Consider the following 13,675-nt stretch of genomic DNA (forward strand, 5'->3'; position numbering starts at 1 on the left):
CTGGCTGGAGCGGCTCAGCGCCAGATGGCTCAAAGGAGGTTGCGGTGCCGGACGTTAACCTTCGGCTAAGCCTTCGGCAAGGGGTTGGACGAAGTCTGTGCGAAGCGTTGCGCAGCGTTCGGAATGCCGGACGTGACGGGCACATGACGGACCGTCAGGGCGCCCCTCGATACGGCCCTGAGCGGTCACGCAGGCGGTGCGGTACGGCTCCTCGCGGGCGTGGCGCGCTTTGCGGGCGTCCTCTGGCCCACCGACTGCAGGGCGCCTTCGAGCGCGAACGTCGCCGCGCCCAGGCACACCGGATCGGTGGGGATGGGGGAGAGGACGATCTCGGTGGCCGCCATCGGACGCGGAAGCGCGTGCCGGGCGACGGCCTCGCGGACCTCGTCGACCAGGGGCTCACCGAGGGCGGCCGCGACCCAGCTGCTGAGCACGACCACCTCGGGGTTGAACAGGTTCACCAGGTCGGCGATGCCTGCCCCGAGGTAACGCACGGTGTCGCGAACCACCTTGAGCGCCACCGGGTCGCCTCCCCGCAGCCCCCGGGCCAGCGCGTCGATGGTGGCCGTCTGGTCCTCCGCGTGCAGCAGCGGGTTGTCGCCGCTCAACTCCCGCAGGGTCAGCATGATTCCGGACGCGCCGACATACGCCTCCACGCAGCCGTGCTTGCCGCACCGGCACAGCCTGCCGTCCAGCACGATCGTGGTGTGACCCCACTCGCCGGCGCTGTTGCTTACGCCCCGGTGCAGCCCGCCGCCCAGGACCAGCCCGGCGCCGACGCCGGTGCCGAGGTTGACCACCACGGCGTCCCCGCGCCCCCGTGCGGCCCCGAACCACAGCTCGGCCACGGCGGAGGCGCGCAGCGGGTTGTCCAGGTACAGCGGGTAGGCGATGTGCTCGGTGAGCAGGTCGAGCAGCGGCACGTCGTGCCAGTCCCAGTTGGGCGCGTACTCCGAGAAGCCGGTCGCACGGTCCACCTGCCCCGGCACGCTCACGCCGACGCCGAGCACGCGCGCGCCCTCCACCCCGGCCTGCGTGACGACCGAGCCGACGGCGGCGGCGACATGGGCGACCACCTGCTCGGGGAGACTCTCGCCGGGGCGGACGTCCTCCTCGGCGCGGGCCAGCACGTTCAGCGCGAGGTCGAACAGCTCGACGTGGACGTAGGTCTCCGCGATGTCGACGCCGATCAGGGCGCCGCCGGACGCGTTGACGGCGACGAGTCCCCGGGGGCGGCCGCCGGCCGAGTCCTCGAACCCGACCTCCGTGATCATGCGAAGGTCCAGCAGCTCGCCCACGAGCGTGGCGACCGTGGCGAGACTGAGCCCGGTGGCGGCCGCCAGCTCCTGCCGGGAGGTGGGCGACGCGGCGATGATCTGGCGCAGCACCTCGTAGCGGTTCGCCGTGCGGATGTCACGTGATGTGCGCTTCACCGGTGGTGCCCCCCGTCCTTTCACGGCACGCCGGTTCGTGGTCGGCACCGGCGCGGCGCAAGGCTATGGCGTGCGGGAATATTCGACAAGGGGTTAGGAAAGGGGGTTTACGAAGTCCCCCAGGAGTTCAGTCACCCAGTATGTCCTGCACGAAGGCGTTGGTGAACTTCCGACCGGGGTCCAGCTCCCGCGCCAGCGCCCGGAAGTCGGCCAGCCGCGGATAGCGCCCGCGCAGCACGGCCGCCGGCGTCGTGAACACCTTCCCCCAGTGCGGCCGCGGCTCGAAGGCCTCCAGTGCCTCCTCCAGCCGCCGCACCACGGGCAGCACGGCCGGGGTGTCCTCGACCCACGTGAAGTGCAGCGCCACCGTGTCCCGCCCGTAGGAGGGGCTGAGCCACTGGTCGTCGGCGGCGACCGTACGCACCTCGCAGGTCTGCAGTACGGGGGCGACCGTCGCCCGGATCGCGTCGATCGCGTGCAGCGCGTCCATGGCGTACCGGCGCGGCAGCAGATACTCCGACTGCAGCTCGGCGCCGCTGCTCGGCGTGAACTCCGCCCGGAAGTGCGGCAGCCGCTGATGCCACGGCCCCGGCACCCCGAACTGCTCCGTGCAGTTGACCGCCGGCATCCCCGGCACCGGGTGCATCTTCTCGACGGCGGGCGCGGCCCACGGGAAGACGGGCAGTGGCTGGTCGGTGCGCCGCTTGAGCCACACCTGCCGGAAGCCGGGCTCGCGCCAGTCGGTGAACAGGCTCACGCTGTACGCCGACGCCATCACCACCTCGAACGCCGCCGAGTCCAACCCGGCCGGCGGCAGTTCGGTGAAGACGTGCTGCTCGACGTCGAAGGACGGCTCCAGGTCGAGGGTGAGTGCCGTGACGACACCGAGGGCACCCAGTGAGGTGACGGCACCGCCGAACCGCTCGTCACCCCGTCCGACGGTCAGCACCGACCCGTCCGCCGTGACCAGCTCCACCTCCCGCACGGACGTGGCCAGCGAACCGTTGCCGACTCCCGACCCGTGCGTGCCGGTGGCGACCGAGCCGGCCACCGAGATGTGCGGCAGGGACGCCATGTTCGGCAGCGCGAGCCCCTCCGCGTACACCGCCCGGGCGAGCTCGGCGTACCGTACGCCGCCGGAGACCCGGACGGTACGGGCCGTGCGGTCCACGTCGATCACCGGAGGCAGACCGGCGATCGACAGCAGGGCGCCCTCGGGGCCCGGCTCGGCGATCTCGTTGAAGGAGTGCCCGCTGCCCAGCACCCGCACCCTCGCGCTCCCGGCCACCAGGGCGCCGATCGCGTCGAGCGAGAACGGCCGGTGCAGCTCCTTGGCGGCGTAGGTGATGTTGCCCGCCCAGTTGGTCACGGTTTCGGCCATGTGATCGCCCCTCCCGAGGACAACGTCAACCAGGAATTCCCAGGTGGAAACTACCCCGACGGGCAACATGAGGCCCCCCGCCCCCACCCGCGACCGCACGGGGGCATAACGTGAGGAGTCGTACGCCTGAGCCGGGAGGAGACACGGATGGGCAGCCGCACCGCACTGGTCGAGGATCTGATGGAGCGATTCCCGCATGTTCCGCGGGAAGCCGTCTTCAAGGAGGATCTGCTCCGCGGCGGGGTGGCCTTCGACCCCTCTGCCCTCAGCGACAACGAGGACGGCGAGGTCAAGCCGAAGTCGTACTTCATCTTCTCCTTCGACCACGGCACCCTGCCGGAGCTGGGCGAGGCCGCGCTGCGCCGTCCGCCGGAGGAGATCATTCTCACCGGCGGCCCGTACGACCTGCGGCGGACCGTCGTCTCCGTGCGCGTGAACCCGTCATCGCCGTACCGGGTTGCCGCCGACGAGGAGGGCGTGCTCGGCCTCTACCTCGACGGCAAGCGCATCGCCGACGTCGGTGTGCCGCCGATGCCGGAGTACTACCGGCACACCCTCGCCAACGGGAAGTCCGTGATGGAGGTCGCCCCGACCATCCAGTGGGGCTACCTGATCTACCTCACCGTCTTCCGGGTCTGCCAGTACTTCGGCGCCAAGGAGGAGTGCCAGTACTGCGACATCAACCACAACTGGCGCCAGCACAAGGCGGCGGGCCGGCCGTACACGGGCGTGAAGGACGTCGAGGAGGTCCTCGAGGCCCTGGAGATCATCGACCGGTACGACACGGCCAAGGCGTCCACCGCCTACACGCTCACCGGCGGCGCGATCACCAAGACCGTCTCCGGCCGTGACGAGGCCGACTTCTACGGCCACTACGCCAAGGCCATCGAGGAGCGCTTCCCCGGCCGCTGGATCGGCAAGGTGGTGGCCCAGGCGCTGCCCCGCGACGACGTGCAGCGGTTCAAGGACTACGGCGTGCAGATCTACCACCCCAACTACGAGGTGTGGGACGAGTACCTGTTCAAGATGTACTGCCCGGGCAAGGAGCGCTACGTCGGCCGCGACGAGTGGCACAAGCGGATCCTCGACTCGGCGGACGTCTTCGGTGCCCGCAACGTCATCCCCAATTTCGTGGCCGGCGTGGAGATGGCGGAGCCGTTCGGCTTCACGACGGTGGACGAGGCGATCGCCTCGACGACCGAGGGCCTGCGCTTCTTCATGTCGAACGGCATCACGCCCCGCTTCACCACCTGGTGCCCCGAGCCGACGACCCCCCTCGGCAAGGCCAACCCGCAGGGCGCGCCGCTGGAGTACCACATCCGCCTGCTGGAGGCGTACCGCGCGACCATGGAGGACTTCGGCCTGTCGTCCCCGCCCGGCTACGGCCCGCCCGGCCCCGGCAACGCGGTGTTCTCGGTGAGCTCTTTCATGGACAGCCTGCCCGCGGAGAACTCCGCCACGGTGTAGTTGAGACGGATGAGGCCCGCGCCCGTACAAGTGGCTGCAGTTGTGGGGGCGCGACGGTCTGTCATGACATGTGAACACGGCGCTTGTCAGTTGTGTTGAATACGTGAAAGGCTCTGGCCCTGCCGCGAGGTTCCCCCCAACTCCACAGCCAATATGGCGAGTTGACCTCGCATGTGGATGCAGGAGACCCATGCCCGACCTGCCGACTCCCCAGGACGCCACCGAGGCCGCGCTGTTCTCCGAGTGCTGGGACGCCGTGCTGTCGTACGCCGACCTGTGCACGGCCGGTTCCGACGCGGCCAACCAACTGGCCGCCGAGGCGTTCTCGACCGGTATACGCGAGGCCCGCGACGTTGAGGCCGGGAACCTCAGGAGCGCGGGCCGCCGCCCGGCCCGACTGCCTCGCATCCCCCTGCTGCTGACCGCCGTACGCACCACGGCGGCCGCCTGGGAGGAGCGTGGGCAGGGCCACAGGCTCGACCCCGACCTGCGCCTGTGGCTCAACTCCGACAAGGCCGCCCGCTACACCGGCCCCCCGCTGCAGCGCCCGCTCGCGCTGCGCGGACTGCGCGACATGCAGGAACCGGACGCGGTCCTGCTGTGGCTGGCCGAGGTGGAGGCGCTGCCGCTGCAGGTGGTCGCGCGCCGGCTCGGACTCGACCCGGCGACCGTGTCCGACGAACTCTCCCAGGTCCGGGGCCTGTTCAGGGACCGCTGCCAGCGCAACCACCTCGACACGCCGATGGCCGCGCAGTGCCGCAGCTACGCCCGCCTCCTCGACGCCGTCACCCGCTCGACCGGCGCCGACACCCCGGGCGACCTCTCCCGCCACCTCGCCACCTGCGTGGAGTGCGCCGAGGCCGCCGCCTGTCTGCGGCTGCACGGCGGCGGACTGCCCGGTGCCCTCGCGGGCGGGGTGATCGGCTGGGGCGGCCTCGCTTACCTGGAGCGCCGCCGCCGGGCCGCCGAGGCACGCCTCAGTGGGCGGCCGGACCCGGCCGACGCGGACGGTGGCCCGACCGACCCCGGCGCGCACAAGGCGCGGGTCGTGCGCAGCGGCCTCCTCGTCGCCGCCGTCCTCGTCTCCGCGCTCGCCCTCGCGGTGTCGATGATGCCGGGCGGCTCCACCGGCGACGGCGCCACGGCGGGCGGCGACCCGTCCGACCGGCAGCCGGTCGCCGACCCCGGCTTCACCTTGCCGGTCACGGCGGCCACGCGGCCCTCCTCGGACTCCCCGGACCCCTCCGAGAGCGCCACCAGCGGCGGCGGCGACTCGCCCGAGCCGTCCGGGCGGAAGAACCCCCGCCCCGGCCCGCAGGGCACGACCTCGGCCACGGCCGGCGAGGACGACCCGGACCCGGCCACGAGCGAACCGGTGACCTGCAGCGTCGACTACCACCTGGTCAACGAATGGCCCGACGGCTTCCAGGCGACCATCACCGTCACCACCGAACGCGCCCTGGACAACTGGCGCGTCGCCTGGTCCTTCCGGGACGGCCAGGAGGTCGGCCAGATGTGGGACGCGAACTTCGGCCAGGACGGCTCCCGCGTCACCGCCACCGCCGCGGACTACAACAGGACCGTCCCCGAGGGCGGCAAACTCGCCTTCGGCTTCCTCGCCTCCTGGGAGGGCGAGAACTCCCCGGCGCACGACTTCACACTGAACGGGCGCGACTGCGCGTAAAACCGGTTGACGGACCTTCGTGGGGCCGGGCTAGAGTGACGGAAGATCAGGGCGGTGGCCGGTGGCCGCCGCCGTCGAGCGGACATGAGTGAGGAGGTGTCGACCGATGGCTGTCTTTGCGACGAGCGCTGCCCGCATCCAGTTCATCAAGTCCACCTCCGTGGCCGCCGGCTGATCTCACTCCTCTCCGCGTCCGATGCACGCGGCTGCCGGGGCCCCCTTGTGAAGGGTCACCCGTTGACTTCCACCTCTGTTTTCCCCGCGTTGGCTCCCTACGGCTGGGACTCGGCCTGGGCCGACGCGTTCACCCCGTACGACGCGGAAGGGCTGCTGCCCGGGCGCGTCCTGCGGGTCGACCGCGGGCAGTGCGACGTCGTCACCGCCGACGGTGTCGTACGGGCCGACACGGCGTTCGTCACCCCGCACGATCCGATGCGGGTCGTGTGCACGGGCGACTGGGTCGCTGTCGAACCCGCGGGCAATCCGCGTTACGTACGGACGTATCTGCCACGCCGTACCGCCTTCGTACGCTCCACCTCCTCCAAGCGGTCCGAGGGGCAGATCCTCGCGGCCAACGTCGACCACGCCATCGTCGCCGTGTCCCTGGCCGTCGAGCTCGACCTCGGCCGCATCGAGCGGTTCCTCGCGCTGGCGTGGGAGTCGGGCGCACAGCCGCTCGTGGTGCTCACCAAGGCCGACCTCGTGCCGGACGCGGTGACGCTCTCGCATCTGGTCCAGGACGTGGAGACGACCGCGCCGGGCGTGCCGGTGCTGCCGGTCAGCGCGGTGGACGGGGACGGACTCGACGTCCTCGTAGCGGTTGTCTCCGGCGGTACGTCCGTGTTGCTCGGGCAGTCCGGCGCGGGCAAGTCGACGCTCGCGAACGCGCTGCTCGGCGAGGACGTGATGGAGGTCCAGGCCGCGCGCGACGTCGACGGCAAGGGCCGCCACACGACCACCACGCGCAACCTGCTCGCCCTGCCGGGCGGCGGGGTCCTCATCGACACCCCCGGGCTGCGGGGCGTCGGGCTGTGGGACGCCGAGACCGGGGTCGGCCAGGTCTTCTCGGAGATCGAGGAACTGGCCGGGCAGTGCCGCTTCCAGGACTGTGCGCACGAGAGCGAGCCGGGGTGCGCGGTGCGCTCCGCTCTTGAGGCCGGTGAGCTGTCCGAGCGGCGGTTGGAGAGCTACCGGAAGCTGATGCGGGAGAACCGGTGGATCGTGGCCAAGACCGATGCACGCCTCAGGGCCGAGATCAAGAAGGACTGGAAGCGGAAGGGGGCGGAGGGGCGCGCGGCGATGGAGGCCAAGCGGGGTGGTCGTTGGCGGTGACGGTGCGGGTGTCCTCGTGGCCGTGGCTGGGGGCTGCCGCCCCCAGACCCCCGCTGTCGGCCTGAACTGCCTCGTCCTCAAACGCCGGACGGGCTGGATTGCTGGACCGGCGATGAGAGGGCGGCGGTGAGGCTCGTGTCCGATTTCCGCTAGCACCGGCACCTGTCACGGCGGAGACTGGACACCGTGATGGACGAAGACACCAGGTACGAGGCGGTGCGCAGCCGGGACGCCCGGTTCGACGGCGAGTTCTTCTTCGCTGTCGAGACGACCGGGATCTACTGCCGCCCCAGCTGCCCCGCAGTCACGCCGAAGCGGCGCAACGTGCGGTTCTTCGCGACGGCCGCCGCCGCGCAGGGCTCGGGTTTCCGGGCCTGCCGGCGGTGCCGGCCGGATGCCGTGCCGGGGTCCGCCGAGTGGAATGTGCGGGCCGACGTCGTCGGGCGGGCGATGCGGCTGATCGGCGACGGGATCGTCGACCGGGAAGGTGTCGCCGGGCTCGCCGCGCGGCTCGGCTACAGCGCCCGGCAGGTGCAGCGGCAGCTCACCACCGAGCTGGGCGCCGGGCCGGTCGCGCTGGCCCGGGCGCAGCGGGCGCACACCGCGCGTGTGCTCCTGCAGACCACCGAGCTGGCGATCACGGAGATCGGCTTCGCCGCCGGGTTCGCCAGCGTGCGGCAGTTCAACGACACGATCCGGGAGGTGTACGCGTCGACCCCGAGCGAGCTGCGGGCCGCCGCCGCACCGAAGGGCGGCCGCGGCGACCGGCGTACGGGCACCCCGTCGGCCGGGATCCCGCTGCGGCTCGCGTACCGGGGGCCGTACCAGGCGGGCCTGGTCTTCGACCTGCTGGAGCGCGAGGCCGTGCCCGGCGTCGAGGACGTCAGCGGGCCGGTCGGGCGCCGGACGTACCGCCGCACCCTGCGGCTGCCGCACGGCACCGGCATCGTGGCGGTGCAGGAGCGGATGGCCGGCGTGCGGAAGCGGGCGCCCTCGGGCGCCCAAGCCGCACCCGGCCCGGACGCGCCGGGACCTCTGGCTGCCCCCGCTTCCCGCCTGCGCGCCACACCTGCCTCGGCGACCCACCCAGGCGGCTGGCTCGACGCCCGTCTGCACCTCACCGACCCGCGCGACCTGACCACCGCCGTGCAGCGGCTTCGGCGGCTGTTCGACCTCGACGCCGATCCGTACGCCGTCGACGAGCGGCTCGGCGACGATTCCCGGCTCGGTCCCATGGTCGCCGCGCGGCCGGGGCTGCGGTCGCCCGGGGCCGCCGACGCGGAGGAACTGGCCGTGCGGGCGGTCGTCGGGTCGGTGGAGGCCGAGCGGCTGGTGCGGCGGTACGGCAAGGCTCTGGACGCGCCCTGCGGCAGCCTCACCCATCTGTTTCCCGAGGCGGCCGTTCTCGCCGGGGCCGAGCCCCACGGGCCGCTGGGCGCGCTCACCGCCGCCCTCGCCGACGGAGCCCTACGGCTGGACCCGGGTGCCGACCGGGACGAGGCACACCGCGCGCTGCTCGACCTGCCCGGCCTGGATGCCCGGACCGTCGCCGTCATCCGTACCCGTGCCCTCGGCGACCCGGACGTCGCCCCGCCCGGCACCGACACCCCCGACAGCTGGCGCCCCTGGCGCTCCTATGCCTTGCAACACCTGCGTGCAGCAGGGGAGTTGGAGTAATCATGACCACCCCGAACCCGGCCCTGACCACTGTCCCCGCCCCGACCGCCTCCCGGACCCGCTGGACCGAGCTCGACAGCCCCGTCGGCCCCCTCCTCCTCACCGCCGACCCGGCCACCGGCGCCCTGGCCTCTCTCTCCGTGCCGGGCCAGAAGGGCGGCCGTACCGTCCAGGACGGCTGGCGGCGCGACCCCGCGCTCTTCCGTGCGGCCGAGGAACAGCTTGCCGCCTACTTCGCCGGTGAACTCAAGGAGTTCCGGCTGGAGTTGCGGACAGCCGGCAGTGAGTTCCGGGAGAGGGTCTGGGCGGCTCTCGACTCCGTTCCCTACGGCGCCACGACGACGTACGGGGAGATCGCCGCGCGGATCGGTGCCTCCCGTGCCGCCGTCCGGGCCGTCGGCGGCGCGATCGGCGCCAACCCGCTGCTGATCGTCCGGCCCTGCCACCGGGTGATCGGGGCCGACGGGTCGCTGACCGGGTACGCGGGCGGCCTCGAGCGCAAGATGCGGCTGCTCACGCTGGAGGGCAGGCTCTAGCCCGCCCGCACCGGCCCACTACGCGGGAAGCCCCCAGCGCGGGGCCTCCTCGTTCGGCCGCACCGGCGCGATCGTCAGGTCCGGCCGGTCGCCGCGCGCCGTGATCAGCGCCGAGTCGCCCTTCCGCAGGGCGATGCGGATCGCGCCCTCGTCGGCGGCTGCCCGCCGCAGCGGGCGGCCCCGTCCGTCCCGTACCTCGACCGGCCCGGTGATGCCGTGCCGTACGACGCACGGTGCGCCCGCCTCGCTGACCAGCCGCACCCAGCGGGTGGCCCCGCCCTCGCGTACCGCCGACAGCAGGAACGCGCCCTGCGTGCGGAACCCGTGCACGGTCAGGTCGGCCCAGGCGTCCGGCAGCGCGGGGAAGACCCGGATCACGCCGCCCCAGGACTGGCAGATCATGTCGTGCAGGGACTGCGCCGCCGACAGCGGTGTTTCGATGACCGGGCCCGACTCCTTGTACATCGTGTTCGGCTGGACGAAGCGGGACATCAGCTCGCCCAGGTACGTCAGCGCGTCCTCGCCTTTGCCGAGCAGCGCGGACATCGACGCTGCGCCGGTGAAGGTGTAGCCCTGCAGGGCGCCCTCGAAGCCGACCCAGTGCGCCAACGACCGCTCGATCAGGGCCCGTTCGTCGGCCGTGCTGCCGGTCAGCTCGTCCAACGGGTACACCGCGAGCAGATGCGAGTAGTGGCGGTGGGACTTCGCGAAGGGGATGTCCGCGCCGATCATGAAGCCGTTCGCGTCGGTCGGGTACGGCGCCCGCCGGGCCAGCACGTCCCGCCAGCGCGGTGCCGACTCGTCCTCGACGCCGAGGAGTTCGGCCGCGTCGAGCAGGGTGCGGCAGCCCCAGGTCAGCAGCATCAGGTCGTAGTTGCAGTCCCGTGAGTTGCCGCCGTACTCCGGGGAGAACGTGGCCGGCAGGTGCAGTCTGCCGTCCGGGCCCGGCTCCAGGAAGTGCAGGTAGTAGTTGATCGCCTTGCGGAGCAGGGGATACAGGACGTCCTTGAGGATCGACTCGTCCATCGTGTGGCGGTAGCTGAGCCACACGTTGTGCAGGGCCCAGGTGAGGTTGCCGACCTCGGGGGTCGGCGGCTCCCGGCCGGGGATGCCGACGCCGTAGCCGGTGAGGGGGCCGTCGGCGCCGTTGATCAGGTGGGGGTCCGTGGTGCGCGGGATGCCCAGGGAGTCGGCGCGGTAGGGGGCCGCCGTCTCCTTGGCCAGGTTGTCCCGGAACTCGCTCAGCGACCGGGTGATCGCGTCGAGTTCGAGGTGGTTGGAGCCGTGGATCAGCCAGTACTCCAGCTGGGCGTTCAGGTTCCACCAGGTGTTGGGCCACGGAGTGGGCTCCAGCCAGGGGCCGCTGGTCGCCATCACGGGGGCGTCGCGGCGGGCGGCGGAGGCGGTCTTGTAGAGCTGGATCCAGTAGAAGCGCTGCATCCGCGCGTCGGGGAGGGAGAGGAAGCTCTTGCGGTAGAAGGCGTGCCACCAGGCCCGGTGCGTCAGCGCCAGCGCGGAGTAGGGCAAAGCGCTCGTGCGGCGTACGGCCCTCAGCGCCCGGCCCAGCGCCGTCGTCCCGGGGTGGGAGTGCGCGACATGGACGTACAGCGTCCGTGCCCTGCCCGCGCTCCGCTCCCGCCACGCCGTCACATGCTGCCCGCCCGCCAGGAGGGGCTGTACGGCCGCCCACACGCCGTCGTGCTCGGCGACCTCGGCGGGCGGATTGCCCCGGTAGCCCTCGGGAAGCGGTTTGAAGGCCGCCCGGGGGCTGATCGCGTCCGCCGGGTGGAACACCCACCGGAAGGCGCGCTCGCCCGCGCTCGGGGTGACCTCGACGGCCAGCACCGAGCGGTCGGTGTGTACGAGGGCCCGCAGGGTGAGCGTGCCCTTGTCCGTGGTGAGCGTGCCGGTCAGCTCGGCGTCGCGCAGGCCGAGGCGCCAGTCCAGGCCGGTGATCGTGCCCACCGGCTCCAGCGTGAAGTGGCCGATCGGGAGGCGGGCCAGCCCGAACAGCGAGCCGAACTCGGGGCGGTGGTCCTGCACCTCGGAGTGCTGGACGTTGAAGCGCACGGCGCGGGTACCGCCGTCCGCCCCGGCGCCCGGCTCGGCGTAGATGCCGGAGCCGAGGAAGCCGTTGCCGAGGAAGGGGCCCTCGTACCAGGCCGTCGGCATCCGCTGCCAGACGAGGTCGGCGTCGTCGAGGACGGTGCGCCAGGGGTCGGAGGTGGCCGCACCGCCGACTGCGCTCGCCTGTGCGGGCAGGCCGCCTGCGAGGAGGGTCCCGCCGAGGGCGGATCCGGTGGCGAGCACGGTACGTCTGGACGGGCTGGGCATTGCGCCTCCATCTGTACGGCGATTCATCGGAGCCCCGATTCATCGGAGCTCTTCTGCGACGCAACGTAGAGAAGGGGTGCCGAGTCGTCAATATGGTGGGAGAGACCCGATGTATCAGCCCCAGATCACCGCGCCCAGCCATGCCCCCGCGATCAGCTGGCACGTGAACAGCTCCGCCAGCACGCTCGAACCGCCCGCCCGCATCGCCGTCCGCAGCGCGGCCCTCGCCTCGCCGTGGCGGCCGAGCCGGAGCCGTTCCCCGAGGTAGATGCCGGCCATGAAGCCGGGGATCGAACCGAGCACGGGGATCAGGAGGAAGCCCAGGAACGATCCCGCTCCGGCGTAGAACACGATGCGAGGGCCGGCCCAGTTCGGGCGCAGTCTGCGGGGTGGGAGCGCCCAGCGCACCACCTGGGAGAGGAGCAGTGCGACGGTGGCCGCGACGAGCACCCACCATGCGACCGGCTGGGGGTCCTTCAGCGCCCACCACAAGACCGCGGCCCACACCAGCCACGACCCCGGCACGCCGGGTACCAGCACTCCGCAGAGGCCCAGCAGGAGGACCAGGCCGACCAGCACAAGGTCCCACACTCCCATCTGACCAGACTGCCGGAGCCCGGGAGAAAGCGCAGATCAGCCTGGCCGGCGTGGGTACCACCGTCAGCCCTGCCCGTACCCGGGCGCGCCCGTCACCCCTGCACGTACCTGGGTGCCGGTCACCCCTGCACGTACCTGGGTGCCGGTCACCCCTGCCGCTCCCGCGCGACCCACCCCCGCTCGTACGCGTGCCACCCCAGCTGCAGTCGCGTCGTCACCCCGGTCAGCTCCATCAGCCGCTTCACCCGGCGCTGCACGGTCCGCAGCCCCAGGTCCAGCTGCTTGGCCACGCTCGCGTCGGTCAGGCCGGCCAGCAGCAGGGAGAGCACCTCGAGGTCGGTGTCGTCGGGGCCCTCCGGCTGCTGCTCGGTGACGCCGGAGGTACCGAGGCGTACCGGCAGCGCCTCCCGCCACACCGACTCGAACAGCCCGGAGAGCAGCTCCAGCAGCCCGCTCGCGTGGACGACCAGTGCGGCCGGCTCCGCGGTGTGCGAGGTCAGCGGCACCAGGGCGAGCGTGCGGTCGGCGATCACCAGCTTGGTCGGCACCTGCTCCACGACCCGCACCTGCTCCTCGCGGCCGAGGGCGGCGGACAGCTCGGTGATGCCGTGCGGCTGGTCGAGGACCGAGCGCTCCAGGACCACCCGGTAGCGGACGCCGCGATGGGCGGCCTGCTCCTCCGCCTCGTTCTCGATGCCGGTGACGGCGACGGGGTCGCCGGTGACCAGCGCGCACACCTCCTCGCTCGCCCCGAGCTGGAGCTGCAGGAAGCGCTGCGACACAGCGGCCGCGCCGATCACCACCTCGACCAGGTCGTGCACGGCCGGTTCGGCGACCCCCGCCCGGTACTCCTCGGCCAGTAACGCGGCCGCCAGCTCCGCCTTCTCCAGCTCGTGCCGCTGCTGGGTGAGCAGCGCGCCCAGCGCCACCCCGGGCGGTGCGGCGACCCAGCGGCCGGGCCGGGCCGAGGACTGCGCCGCGAGACCGTATCGCTCCAGGCGGCGCAGGGCGCGCTCGGTGTCGTGCTCCCCGAGCGTCAGCCGGCGCGCGAGATCGGGTACGTCGGCGGCGCCCACGGACACCAGGGCGCGGTACGCCGACTCGTGTGCCTCGTCGAGACCTATCGCTCCCAGCATCGGGCCGCGCCCTCCCCGAAAGAACATCCGCACATCCGCAAACAGAACACCGGCGTTCGGGCCGTGGCGGAAAACGGCCACGGCGCAAAACCGCCTTC

10 protein-coding genes are annotated in these 13,675 nt (G+C 72.3%); 5 read left to right on the forward strand and 5 right to left on the reverse strand.

The genetic code is table 11. The features are described 5' to 3' along the window. Window positions 1-185: 185 nt before the first annotated feature. Both AB5J55_RS33490 and AB5J55_RS33495 read right to left on the reverse strand, forming a co-directional pair. Window positions 186-1,433: an ROK family transcriptional regulator gene (locus AB5J55_RS33490; RefSeq protein WP_369274186.1), complete on the reverse strand. Its 1,248-nt coding sequence runs from the start codon at window positions 1,431-1,433 to the stop codon at window positions 186-188. Between the two features lie 127 nt (window positions 1,434-1,560). Continuing rightward, window positions 1,561-2,814 carry a D-arabinono-1,4-lactone oxidase gene (locus AB5J55_RS33495; protein ID WP_369274187.1) on the reverse strand — a complete coding sequence of 418 codons (1,254 nt, stop codon included), beginning with the start codon at window positions 2,812-2,814 and terminating at the stop codon, window positions 1,561-1,563. 147 nt (window positions 2,815-2,961) lie between these two features. On the opposite strand from AB5J55_RS33495, the gene AB5J55_RS33500 reads away from it, so the two are divergent. The 5 genes from AB5J55_RS33500 (at window position 2,962) to AB5J55_RS33520 (ending at window position 9,510) form a co-directional block, all read left to right on the forward strand. Beyond that, complete coding sequence (locus tag AB5J55_RS33500) at window positions 2,962-4,281, forward strand: radical SAM protein (RefSeq protein ID WP_369274188.1); 1,320 nt, start codon at window positions 2,962-2,964, stop codon at window positions 4,279-4,281. A 190-nt stretch (window positions 4,282-4,471) separates the two neighbouring features. Continuing rightward, entirely contained in the window at window positions 4,472-5,965 is a 1,494-nt protein-coding gene (locus tag AB5J55_RS33505; RefSeq protein ID WP_369274189.1) for a cellulose binding domain-containing protein, read from the forward strand. Between the two features lie 237 nt (window positions 5,966-6,202). Beyond that, entirely contained in the window at window positions 6,203-7,297 is a 1,095-nt protein-coding gene (gene rsgA / locus AB5J55_RS33510; RefSeq protein ID WP_369274190.1) for a ribosome small subunit-dependent GTPase A, read from the forward strand. Window positions 7,298-7,486: 189 nt separating this feature from the next. After that, window positions 7,487-8,974 carry a DNA-3-methyladenine glycosylase 2 family protein gene (locus tag AB5J55_RS33515; protein WP_369276366.1) on the forward strand — a complete coding sequence of 496 codons (1,488 nt, stop codon included), beginning with the start codon at window positions 7,487-7,489 and terminating at the stop codon, window positions 8,972-8,974. A gap of 2 nt (window positions 8,975-8,976) precedes the next feature. Then, window positions 8,977-9,510 carry a methylated-DNA--[protein]-cysteine S-methyltransferase gene (locus AB5J55_RS33520; RefSeq protein WP_369274191.1) on the forward strand — a complete coding sequence of 178 codons (534 nt, stop codon included), beginning with the start codon at window positions 8,977-8,979 and terminating at the stop codon, window positions 9,508-9,510. 18 nt (window positions 9,511-9,528) lie between these two features. Here the strand turns inward: AB5J55_RS33520 and AB5J55_RS33525 are convergent, their stop codons facing one another. The 3 genes from AB5J55_RS33525 to AB5J55_RS33535 all read right to left on the reverse strand — a co-directional run bounded on the left by AB5J55_RS33525 (window position 9,529) and on the right by AB5J55_RS33535 (window position 13,577). Beyond that, window positions 9,529-11,844 (reverse strand): glycoside hydrolase family 95-like protein, encoded by a 2,316-nt coding sequence (locus tag AB5J55_RS33525; protein WP_369274192.1) that lies wholly within the window; start codon window positions 11,842-11,844, stop codon window positions 9,529-9,531. Window positions 11,845-11,958: 114 nt separating this feature from the next. Further along, complete coding sequence (locus AB5J55_RS33530) at window positions 11,959-12,441, reverse strand: DUF456 domain-containing protein (protein WP_369274193.1); 483 nt, start codon at window positions 12,439-12,441, stop codon at window positions 11,959-11,961. A 146-nt stretch (window positions 12,442-12,587) separates the two neighbouring features. Further along, window positions 12,588-13,577: a helix-turn-helix domain-containing protein gene (locus AB5J55_RS33535; protein ID WP_369274194.1), complete on the reverse strand. Its 990-nt coding sequence runs from the start codon at window positions 13,575-13,577 to the stop codon at window positions 12,588-12,590. Window positions 13,578-13,675 lie beyond the last annotated feature (98 nt).

It is taken from the genome of Streptomyces sp. R11 (assembly GCF_041051905.1).
Classification (GTDB): domain Bacteria; phylum Actinomycetota; class Actinomycetes; order Streptomycetales; family Streptomycetaceae; genus Streptomyces.